This is a genomic window from Streptomyces bullii (assembly GCF_042657145.1).
Classification (GTDB): domain Bacteria; phylum Actinomycetota; class Actinomycetes; order Streptomycetales; family Streptomycetaceae; genus Streptomyces; species Streptomyces bullii.
This window is the reverse complement of record NZ_JBHSNY010000007.1, coordinates 181,284-196,676: the sequence shown is the minus strand read 5'-3', so window position 1 is coordinate 196,676 and position 15,393 is coordinate 181,284. Positions and strand designations below refer to the sequence as shown.

Here is a 15,393-nt window from a genome sequence, read left to right as displayed (position 1 = left end):
CCCTCACATCCGGAAGACGCCGAAGCCGCCGCGCGCGCCCTCGTAGGGCGCGGTGTGGATGGCGGACAGGCACAGGCCGAGGACGGTGCGGGTGTCGCGCGGGTCGATGACGCCGTCGTCGTACAGCCGCCCGGACAGGAACATCGGCAGCGACTCGGACTCGATCTGCTGCTCCACCATGGCGCGCAGCGCCGCGTCCGCCTCCTCGTCGTAGGGCTGCCCCTTCGCGGCGGCCGACTGCCGGGCGACGATCGACAGCACACCGGCGAGCTGCTGCGGACCCATGACGGCCGACTTCGCGCTGGGCCAGGCGAACAGGAACCGCGGGCCGTAGGCCCGGCCGCACATGCCGTAGTGCCCGGCGCCGTACGACGCCCCCATGAGGACGGACAGGTGGGGCACCGTCGAGTTGCTGACCGCGTTGATCATCATCGCGCCGTGCTTGATGATGCCGCCCTGCTCGTACTCCTTGCCGACCATGTAGCCGGTGGTGTTGTGCAGGAACAGCAGCGGGATGTCGCGCTGGTTGGCGAGCTGGATGAACTGGGCGGCCTTCTGCGCCTCCGCGCTGAACAGCACCCCCCGGGCGTTCGCCAGCACCCCGACGGGATAGCCGTGCAGCGCCGCCCAGCCGGTCACCAGGCTGGTGCCGTACAGCGGCTTGAACTCGTCGAAGTCGGAGGCGTCGACGATCCGGGCGATGACCTCCCGCGGGTCGAAGGGGGTTTTCAGGTCGCCGGGGACGATGCCGAGGAGCTCGTCCTCGTCGTACTTGGGCGGCTCGGCGGGGCCCGGATCGCCGGACGCCTTGCGGTGGTTGAGCCGGGCCACGACGCGCCGCGCCTGCCTGAGCGCGTCGTGCTCGTCGACGGCGAAGTGGTCCGCGAGGCCCGACACGCGCGCGTGCATCTCGGCTCCGCCTAGGGACTCGTCGTCGCTCTCCTCCCCGGTGGCCATCTTCACCAGCGGTGGCCCGCCGAGGAACACCTTCGCCCGCTCCTTGACCATGATCACGTGGTCGGACATGCCGGGGACGTACGCGCCCCCGGCGGTGGAGTTGCCGAAGACGACGGCGATCGTCGGGATGCCGGCCGCGGAGAGCCGGGTGAGGTCGCGGAAGATGGCGCCCCCGGGGATGAAGATCTCCTTCTGCGACGGCAGGTCGGCGCCACCCGACTCCACCAGGCTGACGCAGGGCAGCCGGTTGGCGAGGGCGATGTCGTTCGCGCGCAAAGCCTTCCGCAGGCTCCAGGGGTTGCTCGCTCCGCCGCGCACGGTCGGGTCGTTGGCGGTGATGAGGCACTCGACGCCCTCCACGACGCCGATGCCGGTGACCAGGGAGGCGCCGACGGTGTGGTCGCTGCCCCAGGCCGCCAGCGGGGACAGCTCCAGGAACGGGGTGTCGGGGTCGAGGAGCAGCTCGATGCGCTCCCGGGCGAGGAGTTTGCCGCGGGCCCGGTGCCGTGCGACGTACTTCTCGCCGCCGCCCGCGAGGGCCTTGGCGTGCTCGGCGGCCAGCTCCTCCAGCTTGACGAGCATGGCCTCGCGGTTGGCCCGGTACTCGGGGCCGCTCGTGTCCAGGGCCGAGGTCAGGACGGTCACAGCAGGGCCTCCGGGATGTCCAGGTGGCGGGAGCGCAGCCATTCGCCGAGGGCCTTGGCCTGCGGGTCGAAGCGGTGCTGGGCGGCGACTCCCTGGCCGAGGATCCCCTCGACGACGAAGTTCAGGGCGCGCAGGTTCGGCAGCACGTGCCGGACGACGGGCAGTTCGCGGCTCTCGGGGATCAACTGCCGGAACCGCTCGGCCGTGAGCTCGTGCGCGAGCCACCGCCAGGCGTCGTCGGTCCGGGCCCACACTCCGACGTTGGCGTGGGAGCCCTTGTCCCCGCTGCGGGCGCCGGCGACCAGCCCGAGCGGGGCGCGTCTGACCGGCCCGGGCGGCAGCGGCTCGGGCAGCGGCGGCTCGGGGACGTCCTTCAGTACGGCGGTCTGCCGGGCCGGTTCCACAGGGACACGGCGCCCGTCGTGGAGAACGGCCACATGGTCGACGGCACCATGGGGGACGTATACATCCTCGAAGACCCCATAGGGTGTGCCCTTTCCCGGGGGCGCCAGCACATGGAATCCGGGGTAGGAGCCCAGCGCCAGCTCCACGGCGGCCCCGCTCAGCGCCCGGCCGACGACCTGCTGGTCCGGGTCCCGTACGACGAGCCGCAGCAGCGCGCTCGCGGTCTCCTCGGTGCCGGCGTCGGGCCGGTCGGTGCGCACCAGGTCCCACCGCACCTCGGCGGGCGGCGACTTGGCCAGCGCGTCCCGCATCTGCTCGCGCACGAGGGCGGCCTTGCGCTCCACGTCGAGCCCGGTGAGGACGAAGACGACCTCGTTGCGGAAGCCGCCGAGCCGGTTGAGCCCGACCTTCAGCGCCGGGGGCGGGGCCTCTCCCCGTACCCCTTCCACCCGCACCCGGTCGGGCCCCTCCCGGCGGATCCGTACGGTGTCCAGCCGGGCGGTGACGTCGGGTCCGGCGTACCGGGCGCCGGCCGTCTCGTACAGCAGCTGGGCGGTGACCGTGCCGGTGTCGGCGAAACCGCCGGTGCCGGGGTGCTTGGTGATGACGCTGCCGCCGTCCTCGTGGAGCTCGGCGAGCGGGAAACCGGGGTGCCGTACGTCGCCGTCGTCGAAGAAGGCGTAGTTGCCGCCGGTGGCCTGCGTCCCGCACTCCAGGACGTGCCCGGCGACGACCGCGCCCGCGAGCCGGTCGTGGTCCGTCGGCCCCCACCCGAAGTGGGCGGCGGCGGGCCCGGTGACCAGGGCCGCGTCGGTGACCCGCCCGGTGACCACCACGTCGGCGCCCTCCCGCAGACAGGCCGCGATGCCGAAGCCGCCGAGGTAGGCGTGGGCGGCCAGTGCCCCGGGATACCGGGCGGTGAGGTCGTCGCCCTCGACGTGCGCGACCCGTACGGGCAGACCGAGCCGGCCGGCCAACGCGCGGACGGCGTCGGCGAGTCCGGCGGGGTGGAGCCCTCCGGCGTTGGTGACGATCCGGACGCCCCGCTCGTGCGCGATCCCCAGGCACTCCTCCAGTTGCCGCAGGAAGGTGCGGGCGTACCCGGCGGAGGGGTCCTTCAGACGGTCCCGGCCGAGGATGAGCATGGTGAGTTCGGCGAGGTAGTCGCCGGTGAGGACGTCGAGTTCGCCGCCGGTGAGCATCTCGCGCATCGCGTCGAAGCGGTCGCCGTAGAAGCCGGAGGCGTTGCCGACGCGCAGGGGTGTCGTGGTCGCCGCCGTCACCGTGCCGCTCCCTGCGGCGGTCGTCCGGGACCGGCCGGCCCCGCGAAGGCCTGGGCGAGATCGAGCCAGCGGTCGGCGTCGGGGCCGTGCGCGCGCAGAGCGGTGTCCGACCGGTGGATCCGCTGGGTGACCAGGAGGCAGAAGTCGAGGGCGGGGCCGGTGACGCGCTGCGGGGCGTCCTCAGGGCCGTACGTCCACAGGTCGCCGCCGGGCGCGAGGAGTTCGACGCGGAAGGCGTCGGCGGGCGGCGTGAGCCCGTGCGCGCTGTAGGCGAAGTCCCGGGTCCGCACCCCGAGCCGGGCCACATGCCGCAGCCGGTCGGAGGGTGCGCGCACCACACCCAGCGCGTCCGCGACGTCCAGACCGTGCGCCCAGGTCTCCATGAGGCGGGCCGTCGCCATGGACGCGGCCGACATGGGTGGGCCGTACCAGGGAAAGCGCGCACCGGGTCGGGCGGCCCGTAGAGCATTCTCGAGCGCCAGGCGCCCTTCCCGCCACCGCGCCAGCAGCTCGGCCGGTGGCAGCCGGGCCCCCTCCTCCGCGCCCTCGTCGACGAACGACTCCGGCGCGGCCAGCGCCTTCTCGACCAGTTCGCGGAACGCCTCGCCGTCGGTCACGGCCAGCAGGGCCGAGCGGTCGGTCCAGGCGAGGTGGGCGATCTGGTGGGCCACGGACCAGCGGGGCGCGGGCGTCGCCAGCGTCCACCGATCCGGGTCGAGCCCGGCCACGAGCCGGTCGAGCTCCCCGCTCTCGTCGCGCAGATCGTCGATCACGGGCGTCGGATCGGACACGGGCGCTCCCCTCGGGGCACGGCGGTGTGCGGGTGGTGCGGGGTGGTGCGGCGTGGTGAGGAGCATGGCAGCGGCGCCTGAAACAATCAAGCGTGCTTGCATGAATTTGTGCGGCGGGGCTGTCGACTGTGGGGCTGCGGTGAAGTTCACCGGTCCGCCCGGTCCGGATCCTGGCAGGCGGAAACGGCCTCCGGGCGGTCACCGGCCTTCGGGCGGAACCGGCTGCCCGGCAGTCACGGCCTCGGGCGGTCCCCCGCCTCGGTGCGGTCACCCTCCGGGCCGTCACCGGCGTCCGAGCGGTCGCCCGCCTCCGCGCCGTCACCCACCTCCGCCCGTCACCCGCCTCAGGCCGTTACCGGCCTTCCGTCCCCTTCGGCTTGCCGCGGCCCACCTGGGTGCGCACCGCGCCCATGCTCGCCGCGACGACCAGGGCGATCGCGGCGGCCTGGGAGGCGGAGAGGGCCTGGGCGAGGACGAGGAAGCCCGCGGTCGCCGCGATGGCCGGTTCGAGGCTCATCAGGATGGCGAAGGTGGAGGCGGGCAGTCGGCGCAGCGCGAGGAGTTCCAGGGTGTAGGGCAGGACGGAGGAGAGGAGCGCGACGGCGGCGCCGAGCGCGAGGGTCGTCGGGTCGGTGAGCTTCGCCCCCGACTCCGCGATCCCCAGCGGCAGGAACAGCAGGGCCGCGGCGGCCATGGCGAGGGCGAGGCCGTCGGCCTGCGGGAAGCGGCGGCCCGTACGGGCGCTGAACACTATGTAGGCCGCCCACATGGCGCCGGCCCCCAGAGCGAAGGCGGCACCTGCGGGGTCAAGACGGTCGAAGCCTCCGCCGCCGAGGAGGAACACGCCGGCGAGGGCGAGCGCGGCCCACAGGAGGTTGACGGCACGGCGGGAGGCCAGCACCGACAGCGCCAGGGGGCCGAGGACCTCCAGGGTGACGGCCGGGCCCAGCGGGATGCGGGCGACGGCCTGGTAGAACAGGCCGTTCATCGCGGCCATGGTGATACCGAAGACGATCACCGTGCCCCAGTCGGTGCGCGAGTGCCCGCGCAGGCGGGGCCGGCAGATCACGAGCAGCACGACCGCGGCCACCAGCAGCCGCAGCGTCACCACGCCCAGGGCTCCGGCGCGCGGCATCAGGCTCACGGCCAGCGCGCCGCCGAACTGCACCGAGACTCCTCCGGCGAGCACCAGGCCGACGGGCCCGAGGGAACCCCGCCGGGGCGGGGCGCCGGCCGGAGCGGGCGGGTGCCCGGTCGCATGACCGGCCGGGGTCGGTGCGGGGCTGGAGGGCGTGGCGGAGCTGGGGGTGGTCACGGGGCCTTCCAAGGAGCTCGTGCTCTGTACACGTTCGTTCATCGCCATGTACTGCGTGGTCCAGAGTAATGGACTTCGACAGGGGCGTGAACCCTTTACAGGCCTGTCCTTGCCACCCGGTCACCGACTCACCGCCGCGACATGTACCACCCCAGCGCCTTGTGCAGCAGCCGGTTGAGCGGGAAGTCCCACTCGCCGAGGTACTCGACGGCTTCGCCGCCCGTGCCGACCTTGAAGCGGAGCAGTCCGAGCAGGTGGTTGGAGTCCTCCAGCGTGTCGGTGATGCCCCGCAGGTCGTAGACGGCGGCACCGAGTTCGTGGGCGTCGGTCATCATGCGCCACTGCACCGCGTTGCTCGGCTGCACCTCGCGCCGGCGGCTGGTGGAGGCGCCGTACGAGTACCAGACGTGCTCGCCGACGGTCAGCATCGTGGCCGCGGCGAGGACCTCGCCGTCGTGGTGGGCGAGATAGAGCCGCATGCGGTCGGGGTGCTCGGCGGTGAGCGCGGTCCACATGCGCTGGAAGTACGACAGGGGGCGCGGCAGGAAACGGTCCCGTTCGGCCGTCTCGGTGTACAGCTCGTGGAACGCGGGCAGGTCCTCGTAGCCGCCGCGGACCACCTTCACCCCGGCGTTCTCCGCCTTCTTGATGTTGCGCCGCCACTGCTGGTTGAGCCCGGCGTGGATGTCCTCCAGCGACCGCCCGGCGAACGGCACCTGGAAGACGTACCGGGGCTGTCCGGCGGCGAAGCCCTCCTCCCCGCCGGGTTCGGTCCGCCGCCAGCCCATCCGCCGCAGGCGGTCCGCGAGACCGGCGGCCCGCTCGTCGTACGCCGTCGCCTCCACGTCACCCAGTCGCCGCGCGGACGGGTCGGCGATCGCCGTCTTCACCGCCTCGGCGCTCCACCGGCGCACCACGACGGGCGGACCCATCCGCACCGAGAACGCACCCTGCCGCTTCAGGTGCGCGAGCATCGGCTCCAGCCAGCGGTCGATATCGTCGGCGAACCAGTCGATCAGCGGCCCCTCGGGCAGATACGCCAGGTACCGCCTCAGCCCGGGCAGCGGCCGCAACAGCACCAGCCCGACACCGACGAGCCGCCCGTGCCCGCCCGCACCCTCACCCGCGCCTGCGTCCTCTCCCGCGCCTGCGCCTGCGCCTGCGCCTGCGCCTGCGTCGAACCATCCCAGGCTCTGCGCCCGCCAGTCCGGCTTCACCTCGCCCCAGGACGGGACCTGCATGTGGCTGGCGGAGGGGCGGTCCGCGACGAACGCGAGGTGCTCTTCACGGGTGATGGGCTGGACGCGGAAAGCCATGCGCGGGCTCCTTCGGGTGGCTGATCCGGTCAGCGTAGGAGCCGCCAGGCCGTCTCCCGGCTCTGACACTCGCCGCCGTCCGCCCCGTGGCCCGAACGACTCAAAGGCGTCCGCGTCCGTCGTCGGCCGGCCCCGTGGGCAGCGCCTCCGCCAGCACCTCTGCCAGATGTCTCCCCCGCACCCCGGCCAGCTGTTCCAGCTGTGTCCGGCAGGAGAAGCCGTCCGCGAGGACGATCGTTCCCTCCGCCGCGCCGCGTATCGACGGGAGCAGCCGGTCCTCCGCGCAGGCCGTCGACACCTCGAAGTGGCCCCTTTCGAAGCCGAAGTCGCCCGCGAGGCCGCAGCAGCCGCCGCTCAGCTCACCGGTGAGGCCCGCGGCGGCGCGCAGCCGTCGGTCGGGGGTGTCGCCGAGGACCGCGTGCTGGTGGCAGTGGGTCTGGCCGGCCACCGGGCGGTCCACGCGGGGCGGTGTCCAGGTGGGGGCGTGGCGTTCCAGTGCCTCCGCGAAGGTCAGGACCCGGGCGGCGAGGCGGGCGGCGCGCGGGTCGTCGTGGAGCAGCTCGGGAACGTCGGTGCGCAGGGCGGCGGCGCAGCTCGGCTCCAGGACGACGACCGGGGTGTCCGTGTCGAGCACCGGCTCCATGAGGTCGAGGGTGCGGCGCATGACCGTGCGGGCGCGGTCCAGCTGGCCCGTCGAGACGTAGGTCAGCCCGCAGCAGACGCGGCCCCGGCCGCGCAGCAGGGACAGGGGGTCGAGGGCGACCGTTCTGCCGTCGCCCACCGGCGGTTTCGCCAGGTGCACGGTCGGCGGGAGCGCGACGCGCAGCCCGGCGGCCCTGAGCACCCGTACGGCCGCCTGCCCCACGGACGGTGACAGGTGCTCGGTGAACGTGTCGGGCCACAGGACGACCAGCGTGCCGCCCCCGGCGGTCGTCTCCTCGCGCTGCCCCTCCCACCACCGGCTGAACGTCCGCGGCGCCAGCCGCGGGATCTCCCGCTCGGGCGCGATCCCGCCGAGCCGTTTCGCCGCCCACGCCAGCGGCCGGACCCGAACGAGGGCGTTGACCAGCCGGGCCGTGCGCGTACGGGCCACCGCGCGGAGCCAGAGCGGCAGCCACCCCATCGTGTAGTGGGCCGCGGGGCGGCGGCGCCCGGCGTAGTGGTGGTGGAGGAACTCCGCCTTGTACGTGGCCATATCGACCTCGACCGGGCAGTCCGACCGGCAGCCCTTGCAGGACAGGCACAGGTCGAGGGCGTCCCGCACCTCCTCCGAGCGCCAGCCGTCGGTCACCAGTTCGCCCGCCAGCATCTCGTGCAGCAGACGGGCACGCCCGCGCGTGGAGTGCTGCTCCGCGCCGGTCGCCCGGAACGACGGGCACATCACGGCCGAGCCCGCCGCCGACGTCGTACGGCACTTGGCGACCCCCACGCAGCGCCGCACGGCCGCCGCGAAGTCTCCGCCGTCGGACGGGTAGCCGAAGGCCACGTCGACCGGCTCGCGGGGCAGGACCGAGAAGCGCAGGCCGGCGTCCAGCGGGGCGGGGCGGACCAGCATGCCGGGGTTGAGCAGGTCGTCGGGGTCCCAGACGCCCTTGACGCGCTCGAACAGGGCGACCGTCTCCGCCCCGTACATCTTCGGCAGCAGCTCGGCCCGCGCCTGCCCGTCCCCGTGCTCCCCGGACAGCGAGCCGCCGTGCGCCACCACCAGCTCGGCCAGCTCCTCGGAGAAGCGCCGGAAGCGGGCGACGCCCCGCTCGGTCAGCAGGTCGAAGTCGATGCGGACGTGGATGCAGCCGTCCCCGAAGTGCCCGTACGGCGTGCCGCGCAGCCCGTGAGCGGCCAGCAGCGCGCGGAAGTCCCGCAGGTACGCGCCGAGCCGGGCGGGCGGCACCGCGCAGTCCTCCCAGCCGGGCCACGCCTCGGACCCGTCCGGCATCCGGGTCGCCGTACCGCTCGCGTCCTCCCGGATCCGCCACAGCGCACGCTGCCCGGCCGGATCGGTGATCACCAGCGCGTCCACGACGTCCGCCGCCCGGACGATCGCCTCCGCACGCGCGCGTGCCCCGGCGGCCGACTCCCCGCCGGTCTCCACGAACAGCCAGGCACCGCCCCCCGGCAGCCCGGCCGCCGACGGCACCAGGTCCGCCGCCATGCCCTCCACCGTCAACGGCCGGTACGGCAGCAGCCCGGCCGCGGCCTCGGCGGCGGCGCTCTCGTCGGCGTACGCCAGCACGGCCAGCGCACGCGCGCGTGGGGCCTCCACCAGCCGTACGACCGCCTCCGTCAGCACGCCCAGCGTGCCCTCCGAGCCGCAGAAGGAGCGGGCCACGTCGGCGCCCCTCTCGGGCAGCAGGGCGTCCACGGCGTACCCCGAGATACGGCGGGGCAGCTCCGGGAAACCGGTGCGCAGCAGCGCCAACTCCCCCTCGACCAGCTCCCGCAGCCCCTCCGGCGCCCCGGCCCAGTCCGGGCCGAGCCGCAGCCGCCGCCCGCGCGCGGTGAGCACCGACAGCTCCCGGACGCTGTCCGCGGTCGTCCCCCACGCCACCGAGTGCGAGCCGCAGGAGTTGTTGCCGATCATCCCGCCGAGCGTGCACCTGCTGTGGGTGGAGGGGTCCGGGCCGAAGCGCAGCCCGTGCGGGGCGGCGGCCTCCTGGAGGCGGTCGAGGACGAGGCCCGGCTGGACGACGGCCGTCCGCTCCCGCGGGTCCAGCGCGACGAGGCGGTTCATGTGCCGGGTGAAGTCCAGCACCACGCCCGTGCCGGTGGCCTGCCCCGCGATCGAGGTCCCACCGCCGCGCGCCACGACCGGCACCCCGCGCTCCCGGCACACCTCCAGCACCGCCGCCACGTCGTCGGCGTCCCGGGGCGCCACGACCCCCAGCGGCACACGCCGGTAGTTGGACGCGTCCATGGTGACCAGCGCCCGGGACATGACGTCGAAGCCCACCTCGCCCCGGACGGCCCCGCGCAGCTCGGCCTGGAGACCCGAGAGATCCGTCATGCGTCCAGGATGCACTCGGCCACCGACAGTGACGCCCCGGGCCACGGAACCGGACCTGCACCTGGACCTGACCTTGCGTACGGTTCCGCGCCCCGCTCAGCGTTCCACCGCCCGGACGGACGCGCGCAAGCGGCGGCCCCGACAGGTCGGCCCCCAGGGCTTCAGTACCGAGATCGCCGTCATGAAGACGTACGCGGACAGGGAGACGACCGGGCCGAACAGCACGTCGCCGGGGTCGGGAAGCGGACGGCCCGCGGCGACGGAGGCGACCGCGGTGTTCACCCCGGGGCGCAGCGCGAACACCGTGGCGGTGGTCGTGGCCAGGGTCAGCCAGAACTTGGTGCACACCCAGCGGTGTCTGGCCAGGCCCCACGGGGTGCCCAGGGACAGCACCAGGCCGCTGAGGAGGGTGAGGAACGCGACGGGGAGCAGGAGCCAGTCGGCGAACAGCTTCATGTTCCGGACGGAGGCCTCCACGGTCACCGCGGCCCCGGTGGTGGTGGCGGTGATCCCGAGGGCGAGCAGCCCGAGCGTGAGCCCGAGCCAGCTCGCGGAGGCGGCGACGTGGACGACGACGAAGGCCCGGCGTGCGGTACGGCTCAGTTTCACACGCACCACCGTGCCGGGCACGGACGGCCCGGACGTCTGCCGCCGGGAGTAACCCGGCGTACTGGCGTCGGCGTACACGGCCCGGCCGCGACGCCTCCCACCGCCCCTCTCTTCGACCCGCCCGAGACGCCAGCCCGCCCGCGACGCCTCCCAGCCGCACACCCCCCAAGCCCCCGGCCACGACCTCTCTTCGACCCGCCCGAGACGCCAGCCCGCCCGAGACGCCAGCCCGCCCGCCACGCCTCCCAGCCGCGACGCCTCCCGCCGCCGCGCCCCCGGCCACGCCCCTCTCTTCGACCCGCCCGAGACGCCAGCCCGCCCGCCACGCCCCCGGCCGCCCCCTCTCCTCGACCCGCCCGAGACGCCGGCCCGGCCGCACAGTCCCCGGCCCCGCCCAGAACCCCGTCTCACCCGACGGACGACGTTTCGCCCGGGTTTCCCCGAACGGCTACGCTCCCACCGTGGCTGAGATCCAGATTCCCTCTGACATCAAGCCCGCGGACGGTCGTTTCGGCGCGGGTCCCTCCAAGGTGCGGACGGAGGCGCTGGAGGCGCTCGCCGCCACCGGTACGTCCCTCATGGGCACCTCCCACCGTCAGGCCCCCGTCAAGAACCTGGTCGGCCAGGTGCGCGAGGGCATCCGCGAGCTGTTCCAGCTCCCCGACGGCTACGAGGTGATCCTCGGCAACGGCGGCTCCACCGCGTTCTGGGACATCGCGACCCACGGTCTGATCGAGAACAGGTCGCAGCACCTCAGTTTCGGTGAGTTCTCCTCCAAGTTCGCCAAGGCCGCCAAGCTCGCCCCCTGGCTGGCCGAGCCCACGGTCGTCTCCTCCGACCCGGGCACGCACCCGGAGCCCGAGGCCGAGGCGGGCGTGGACGTCTACGCCTTCACCCACAACGAGACCTCGACCGGTGTCGCCATGCCCATCAAGCGGGTGGCCGGTGCCGACGAGGGCGCCCTCGTCCTGGTCGACGCCACCTCCGGCGCCGGCGGCCTGCCGGTCGACATCGCGGAGACCGACGTCTACTACTTCGCGCCGCAGAAGTCGTTCGCCTCCGACGGCGGCCTGTGGATCGGCGTGTTCTCCCCGGCGGCGATCGAGCGCGCCGAGCGGATCCACGCCTCCGGCCGCCACGTTCCGGAGTTCTTCTCCCTGCCGACGGCGATCGACAACTCCCGCAAGAACCAGACGTACAACACCCCGGCCCTCGCCACGCTGTTCCTGCTCAACCAGCAGCTGGAGTGGATCAACGGCCAGGGCGGTCTGGACTGGGCGGTCCGTCGTACGGCCACCTCCGCCCGCACGCTGTACGGCTGGGCCGAGGACGTGAAGTTCGCCACCCCCTTCGTCGCCGACCCGGCCAAGCGTTCCCAGGTCATCGGCACGATCGACTTCACGGACGAGGTGGACGCCGCCGCCGTCGCCAAGGTGCTGCGCGCCAACGGCATCGTCGACACCGAGCCCTACCGCAAGCTCGGCCGCAACCAGCTGCGCGTCGCGATGTTCCCGGCGATCGACCCGGCGGACATCGAGGCGCTGACGAAGTGCGTGGACTACGTGATCGAGAAGCTGTGACGGCTTCCCGAGCTCGTCGAGGGGCGCCCGGTGCTCACCGGGCGCCCCTCGCGCGTCACGCCGCCGTACAGGTCACGCCGGGCACACCCCCGCCCCCGGGCGCGCCCCCGAACCCGAAGGTCGCCGAACCGCCCGCGGGCAGGCTGCCGTTGTGCGCGGCGTTCACCGCGGTGACGGTCGCACCGCTCTGGGTGTAGGACGCGTTCCACATGCTGGTGACCTTCTGCGACCCGCTCCAGGTCCATGTGACCTTCCAGGACTTCAGCGGTGTGCCGCCCGTGTTGGTCACCTTGACCTCGGCGTTGAAGCCGCCGCCCCAGTCGCTGCTGACCGTGTAGACGGCACTGCACGCAACCGGGCCACCGCCCGGGTCGGGGGTGCCGCCGCCCCCGCCGGCGGGGAAGCCCGGCGCCTTGATGCTCGCCAGGTACCCGTCCTTCACGGTGTCCACGGTCTGCCAGTCGTCCTTCAGAACGCCGCCGGTGTCACCGGAGTTGGGGTTCCAGGACCAGAAGGTCCAGTGGAAGCTGTCCGCGCCGTGCGTCGAGGTCGACCGGAGGTAGGACACCAGGGCCGCCAGCCACTTCTGGTCCACCGGGGACTGCAGCGTCGTACCGAACTCGCCCAGCCAGACCGGCGCGATGTTCTGCTTGAAGACGTAGCCCCAGTACTTGTCCCAGATCCCGGGCATGTTGTCCGGGAAGGACGGGTCGCTGAACCACGGCTGCTGGGCCACGCTGGTCGCGTAGTCGTGGGCGGAGTAGACGAGCCGGTTGGGGACGTCCAGCCGGACCGGGTGCTGGGCGACGCCCATCAGGTTGCCGCCCCACCAGCCGTTGGCGCCGTTGTACGACTGCACGCCCTCGACCATGATCAGCAGTTCGGGGTTGACGGACAGCACGGCGTTGCCGGCCCGCTGGGCGGCCAGCCGCCAGTCGCGTGCCGTGTCGCCGCACCCCCAGCAGGCCGGATCGTGCGGCTCGTTGTGCAGGTCGATGCCGATGACGGTGGGGTTGCCCTGGTAGCGGGCGGCCAGCGACTTCAGGTTGGTGATCCACGTCGACTCGGGGACCGAGGAGGTGTACCAGAGCGCCGACTGGCCCGCCGCGTCCGGGCGGTGCCGGTCCAGGACGATCTTGAGGCCGGCCTGGCCGGCGTACCCGACGATCCTGTCCAGCACCTGCAAGGACGTCAGCCCCTGCAGGTCGGCGTTCCTGCCGTTGGCGTAGCTGATGCTGTCGGGCATGGTGCCGGGCTTGAGGATGTCGTCGCTGTAGGGCATCCGGATGGTGTTGTAGCCGAGCGACTTCATCTGGTCGATCATGCTCTTGTAGTCGCGGGCCCACAGGCCGTGGACCACGTGGTTGGCGGTCTCGAAGCCGAACCAGTTGACGCCGGCGATCCGGACGGGCTGGCCGGCCGCGTCCAGGATCTGGCGGCCGCTGGTGTGCCAGTAGCCGGCGCCGCCGGCCTTCGGCTCCGCCGCGTCGGCGGCCTGCACCCCTGCCAGCGGTATCAGGAGCGCGGCGGCCACCGCGCACAGCGCTCTTCGCATGCTGCGGAACATGTCGCTGCTTCCTCTCGGGAGGCGCGGGCCGGAACCAGTGGGAGCGCTCCCACTCCCGCACCTCCCATGGAAGGCACGCCACATGAACACGTCAAGGACTACGGCATCACCGGCTCAGCCTGTGGAACCTGCGCACCGCGAGCGGCAGGAAGAGCACCGTCAGGACGACCGGCCACACCCCGGCCATCAGCATCGCGTGCTCCTCGACCCACGAGTCACCGCCGCCGACCGGCGTCCCGAACAGCTCGCGGGTGGCCGCCGCCGTGGAGGAGATGGGGTTCCAGGCCGCCACCCAGCCCAGCCAGTCGGGCATGAGCTGCGGGGCGACGAAGATGCTGGAGATCATCGTCAGCGGGAAGGCGACCGCGAACAGGCCGCCCGCGGCCTCCGGATTGGGCACCAGCAGCCCGAGCCAGATCCCGATCCAGATCAGCGCGAACCGCAGCCACAGCAGCAGACCGAAGGCGGCCAGGAAGCCCCAGCCCCCGTCCGGGCGCCAGCCCATGGCGAACGCGGTGAGCATCATGATCGCGAGCTCGGCGCAGGCGACGACCAGATCGGTGACCCCGCGCCCGGCGACCACGGCCGACGACGCCATCGGCATGGAGCGGAACCGGTCGATGACGCCCTTGGTGGAGTCGTAGACGACGACGGTCGCGGTGTTGATGAAGCCGAACGCCATCGTCATCACGAACATGCCCGGCATCAGGAAGTCCTGGTAGTCCCCGCCACCCGGTACCTGCATCGCGCTGCCGAAGACATAGCCGTACAGCAGCACCGACAGGATCGGGAAGCCCAGCTGCCAGGCGATGTTGACGGGCTGGCGCTGGTAGTGGGTCAGGCCGCGGCGGACGATGTTCCAGCAGTCGGCGAGCAGCCAGTACGCGCGACTGCGGGCCACGGGAGCCAGGGCGGTCATGCGGCGGCCTCCTCCTTCGTACGGTGTCCGGTCAGACGCAGGAACACGTCGTCGAGGCTCGGCCTGCGCAGTCCGATGTCCTCCACCCGTACGCCCTCGTCCCGGAGCGTCCGGGCCACGTCCGTCAGCGCCGCGACCCGGTCGCTCACCGGGGCGTGCACCCGCAACCGGCCCTCGTCCGTCTCGGGTTCACCGTCCGCGACGCGGGCGACGGCCTTCACCACTCGGGGGATCTCGGCCCGTTCGGCGACGACGACCTCGATGTGGTCGCCCCCGACCCGGTTCTTCAGCCCGTCGGGGCTGTCGTCGGCGATGGCCCTCCCCCGGTCGATGACGGTGATCCGCGAGGCCAGCTTGTCGGCCTCCTCCAGATACTGCGTGGTCAGCAGCACGGTCGTACCGCCCGCCACCAACGCCCGTACGGAGTCCCACACTTCGCCCCGGCTGCGCGGATCCAGCCCCGTCGTCGGCTCGTCGAGGAAGAGGACGGCCGGGGCGAGGATCATCGAGGCGGCCAGGTCGAGGCGCCGTCGCATACCACCGCTGTAGCCCGCGACGCCCTTGTCGCCGGCGTCCGTCAGGTCGAACTGCCCCAGCAGCTCGGCCGCCCGCAGCTTGGCCCGCTTGCCGCCCAGGTGGAACAGCCGGCCGAACATCTCCAGGTTCTGCCGCCCGGTGAGCACCTCGTCCACGGCCGCGTACTGCCCGGTCAGCCCGATCCGGGCGCGTACCTCGCGCGGCTGCCGGGCCACGTCGAGCCCGGCCACCGTCGCCCGACCCCCGTCCAGCCGTACGAGCGTGGACAGGATGCGCACGGCGGTGGTCTTGCCGGCCCCGTTCGGTCCGAGCAGCCCGTGCACGCTGCCCGTGCGGACGGCCAGGTCGAATCCGTCCAGGGCGCGCTTCTCGCCGTAGCGCTTCTCCAGACCTTCGGCCTGTACGGCGTATCCGGTCATGCCGACCCCCAAAAAACTGAGTACGGTGTACCCACAAGAGAGTACG

11 protein-coding genes are annotated in these 15,393 nt (G+C 73.1%); 1 reads left to right on the top strand and 10 read right to left on the bottom strand.

All coding sequences use genetic code 11. From position 1 onward, the window contains the following. Positions 1 to 3: 3 nt before the first annotated feature. The 7 genes from ACFPZJ_RS21365 to ACFPZJ_RS21335 all read right to left on the bottom strand — a co-directional run bounded on the left by ACFPZJ_RS21365 (position 4) and on the right by ACFPZJ_RS21335 (position 10,325). Positions 4 to 1,602, bottom strand: coding sequence for an acyl-CoA carboxylase subunit beta (locus ACFPZJ_RS21365; RefSeq protein ID WP_381023955.1), 1,599 nt, complete (start codon positions 1,600 to 1,602; stop codon positions 4 to 6). Next, on the bottom strand, positions 1,599 to 3,218 hold the full coding sequence (locus ACFPZJ_RS21360) for an acyclic terpene utilization AtuA family protein (RefSeq protein ID WP_381024635.1): 1,620 nt from the start codon (positions 3,216 to 3,218) through the stop codon (positions 1,599 to 1,601). Before ACFPZJ_RS21360 ends, ACFPZJ_RS21365 begins: the two co-directional genes overlap by 4 nt. Positions 3,219 to 3,286: 68 nt before the next feature. After that, entirely contained in the window at positions 3,287 to 4,081 is a 795-nt protein-coding gene (locus ACFPZJ_RS21355; RefSeq protein ID WP_381023951.1) for a TIGR03084 family metal-binding protein, read from the bottom strand. Positions 4,082 to 4,433: 352 nt separating this feature from the next. Next, positions 4,434 to 5,396 carry an EamA family transporter gene (locus tag ACFPZJ_RS21350; RefSeq protein ID WP_381023948.1) on the bottom strand — a complete coding sequence of 321 codons (963 nt, stop codon included), beginning with the start codon at positions 5,394 to 5,396 and terminating at the stop codon, positions 4,434 to 4,436. Positions 5,397 to 5,524: 128 nt separating this feature from the next. After that, positions 5,525 to 6,712 carry a lipid II:glycine glycyltransferase FemX gene (locus ACFPZJ_RS21345; protein WP_381023945.1) on the bottom strand — a complete coding sequence of 396 codons (1,188 nt, stop codon included), beginning with the start codon at positions 6,710 to 6,712 and terminating at the stop codon, positions 5,525 to 5,527. A gap of 100 nt (positions 6,713 to 6,812) precedes the next feature. Further along, entirely contained in the window at positions 6,813 to 9,716 is a 2,904-nt protein-coding gene (locus ACFPZJ_RS21340; protein WP_381023944.1) for an FAD-binding and (Fe-S)-binding domain-containing protein, read from the bottom strand. 96 nt (positions 9,717 to 9,812) lie between these two features. Next, positions 9,813 to 10,325 (bottom strand): DUF2269 family protein, encoded by a 513-nt coding sequence (locus ACFPZJ_RS21335; RefSeq protein ID WP_381023942.1) that lies wholly within the window; start codon positions 10,323 to 10,325, stop codon positions 9,813 to 9,815. A gap of 461 nt (positions 10,326 to 10,786) precedes the next feature. Here ACFPZJ_RS21335 and serC point away from each other — a divergent pair, with 461 nt between their 5' ends. After that, positions 10,787 to 11,905: a phosphoserine transaminase gene (gene serC / locus ACFPZJ_RS21330; protein WP_381023939.1), complete on the top strand. Its 1,119-nt coding sequence runs from the start codon at positions 10,787 to 10,789 to the stop codon at positions 11,903 to 11,905. 55 nt (positions 11,906 to 11,960) lie between these two features. Here the strand turns inward: serC and ACFPZJ_RS21325 are convergent, their stop codons facing one another. The 3 genes from ACFPZJ_RS21325 to ACFPZJ_RS21315 all read right to left on the bottom strand — a co-directional run bounded on the left by ACFPZJ_RS21325 (position 11,961) and on the right by ACFPZJ_RS21315 (position 15,347). Continuing rightward, a complete protein-coding gene (locus ACFPZJ_RS21325) occupies positions 11,961 to 13,472 on the bottom strand; it encodes a cellulase family glycosylhydrolase (RefSeq protein WP_381023937.1) in 1,512 nt (503 codons plus the stop codon). Between the two features lie 106 nt (positions 13,473 to 13,578). Next, a complete protein-coding gene (locus ACFPZJ_RS21320; RefSeq protein ID WP_381023934.1) occupies positions 13,579 to 14,391 on the bottom strand; it encodes an ABC transporter permease in 813 nt (270 codons plus the stop codon). Next, positions 14,388 to 15,347 carry an ATP-binding cassette domain-containing protein gene (locus ACFPZJ_RS21315; protein ID WP_381023932.1) on the bottom strand — a complete coding sequence of 320 codons (960 nt, stop codon included), beginning with the start codon at positions 15,345 to 15,347 and terminating at the stop codon, positions 14,388 to 14,390. The genes ACFPZJ_RS21320 and ACFPZJ_RS21315 overlap by 4 nt, the downstream gene beginning before the upstream one ends. Positions 15,348 to 15,393 lie beyond the last annotated feature (46 nt).

What these genes read in the sequence shown, in the direction of transcription:
- ACFPZJ_RS21340 (WP_381023944.1), bottom strand. Translation starts at nt 9,716, where the DNA reads ATGACGGATCTCTCGGGTCTCCAGGCCGAGCTGCGCGGGGCCGTCCGG.
- ACFPZJ_RS21360 (WP_381024635.1), bottom strand. Translation starts at nt 3,218, where the DNA reads ATGCGCGAGATGCTCACCGGCGGCGAACTCGACGTCCTCACCGGCGAC.
- ACFPZJ_RS21320 (WP_381023934.1), bottom strand. Translation starts at nt 14,391, where the DNA reads ATGACCGCCCTGGCTCCCGTGGCCCGCAGTCGCGCGTACTGGCTGCTC.
- ACFPZJ_RS21315 (WP_381023932.1), bottom strand. Translation starts at nt 15,347, where the DNA reads ATGACCGGATACGCCGTACAGGCCGAAGGTCTGGAGAAGCGCTACGGC.
- ACFPZJ_RS21325 (WP_381023937.1), bottom strand. Translation starts at nt 13,472, where the DNA reads ATGTTCCGCAGCATGCGAAGAGCGCTGTGCGCGGTGGCCGCCGCGCTC.
- ACFPZJ_RS21345 (WP_381023945.1), bottom strand. Translation starts at nt 6,712, where the DNA reads ATGGCTTTCCGCGTCCAGCCCATCACCCGTGAAGAGCACCTCGCGTTC.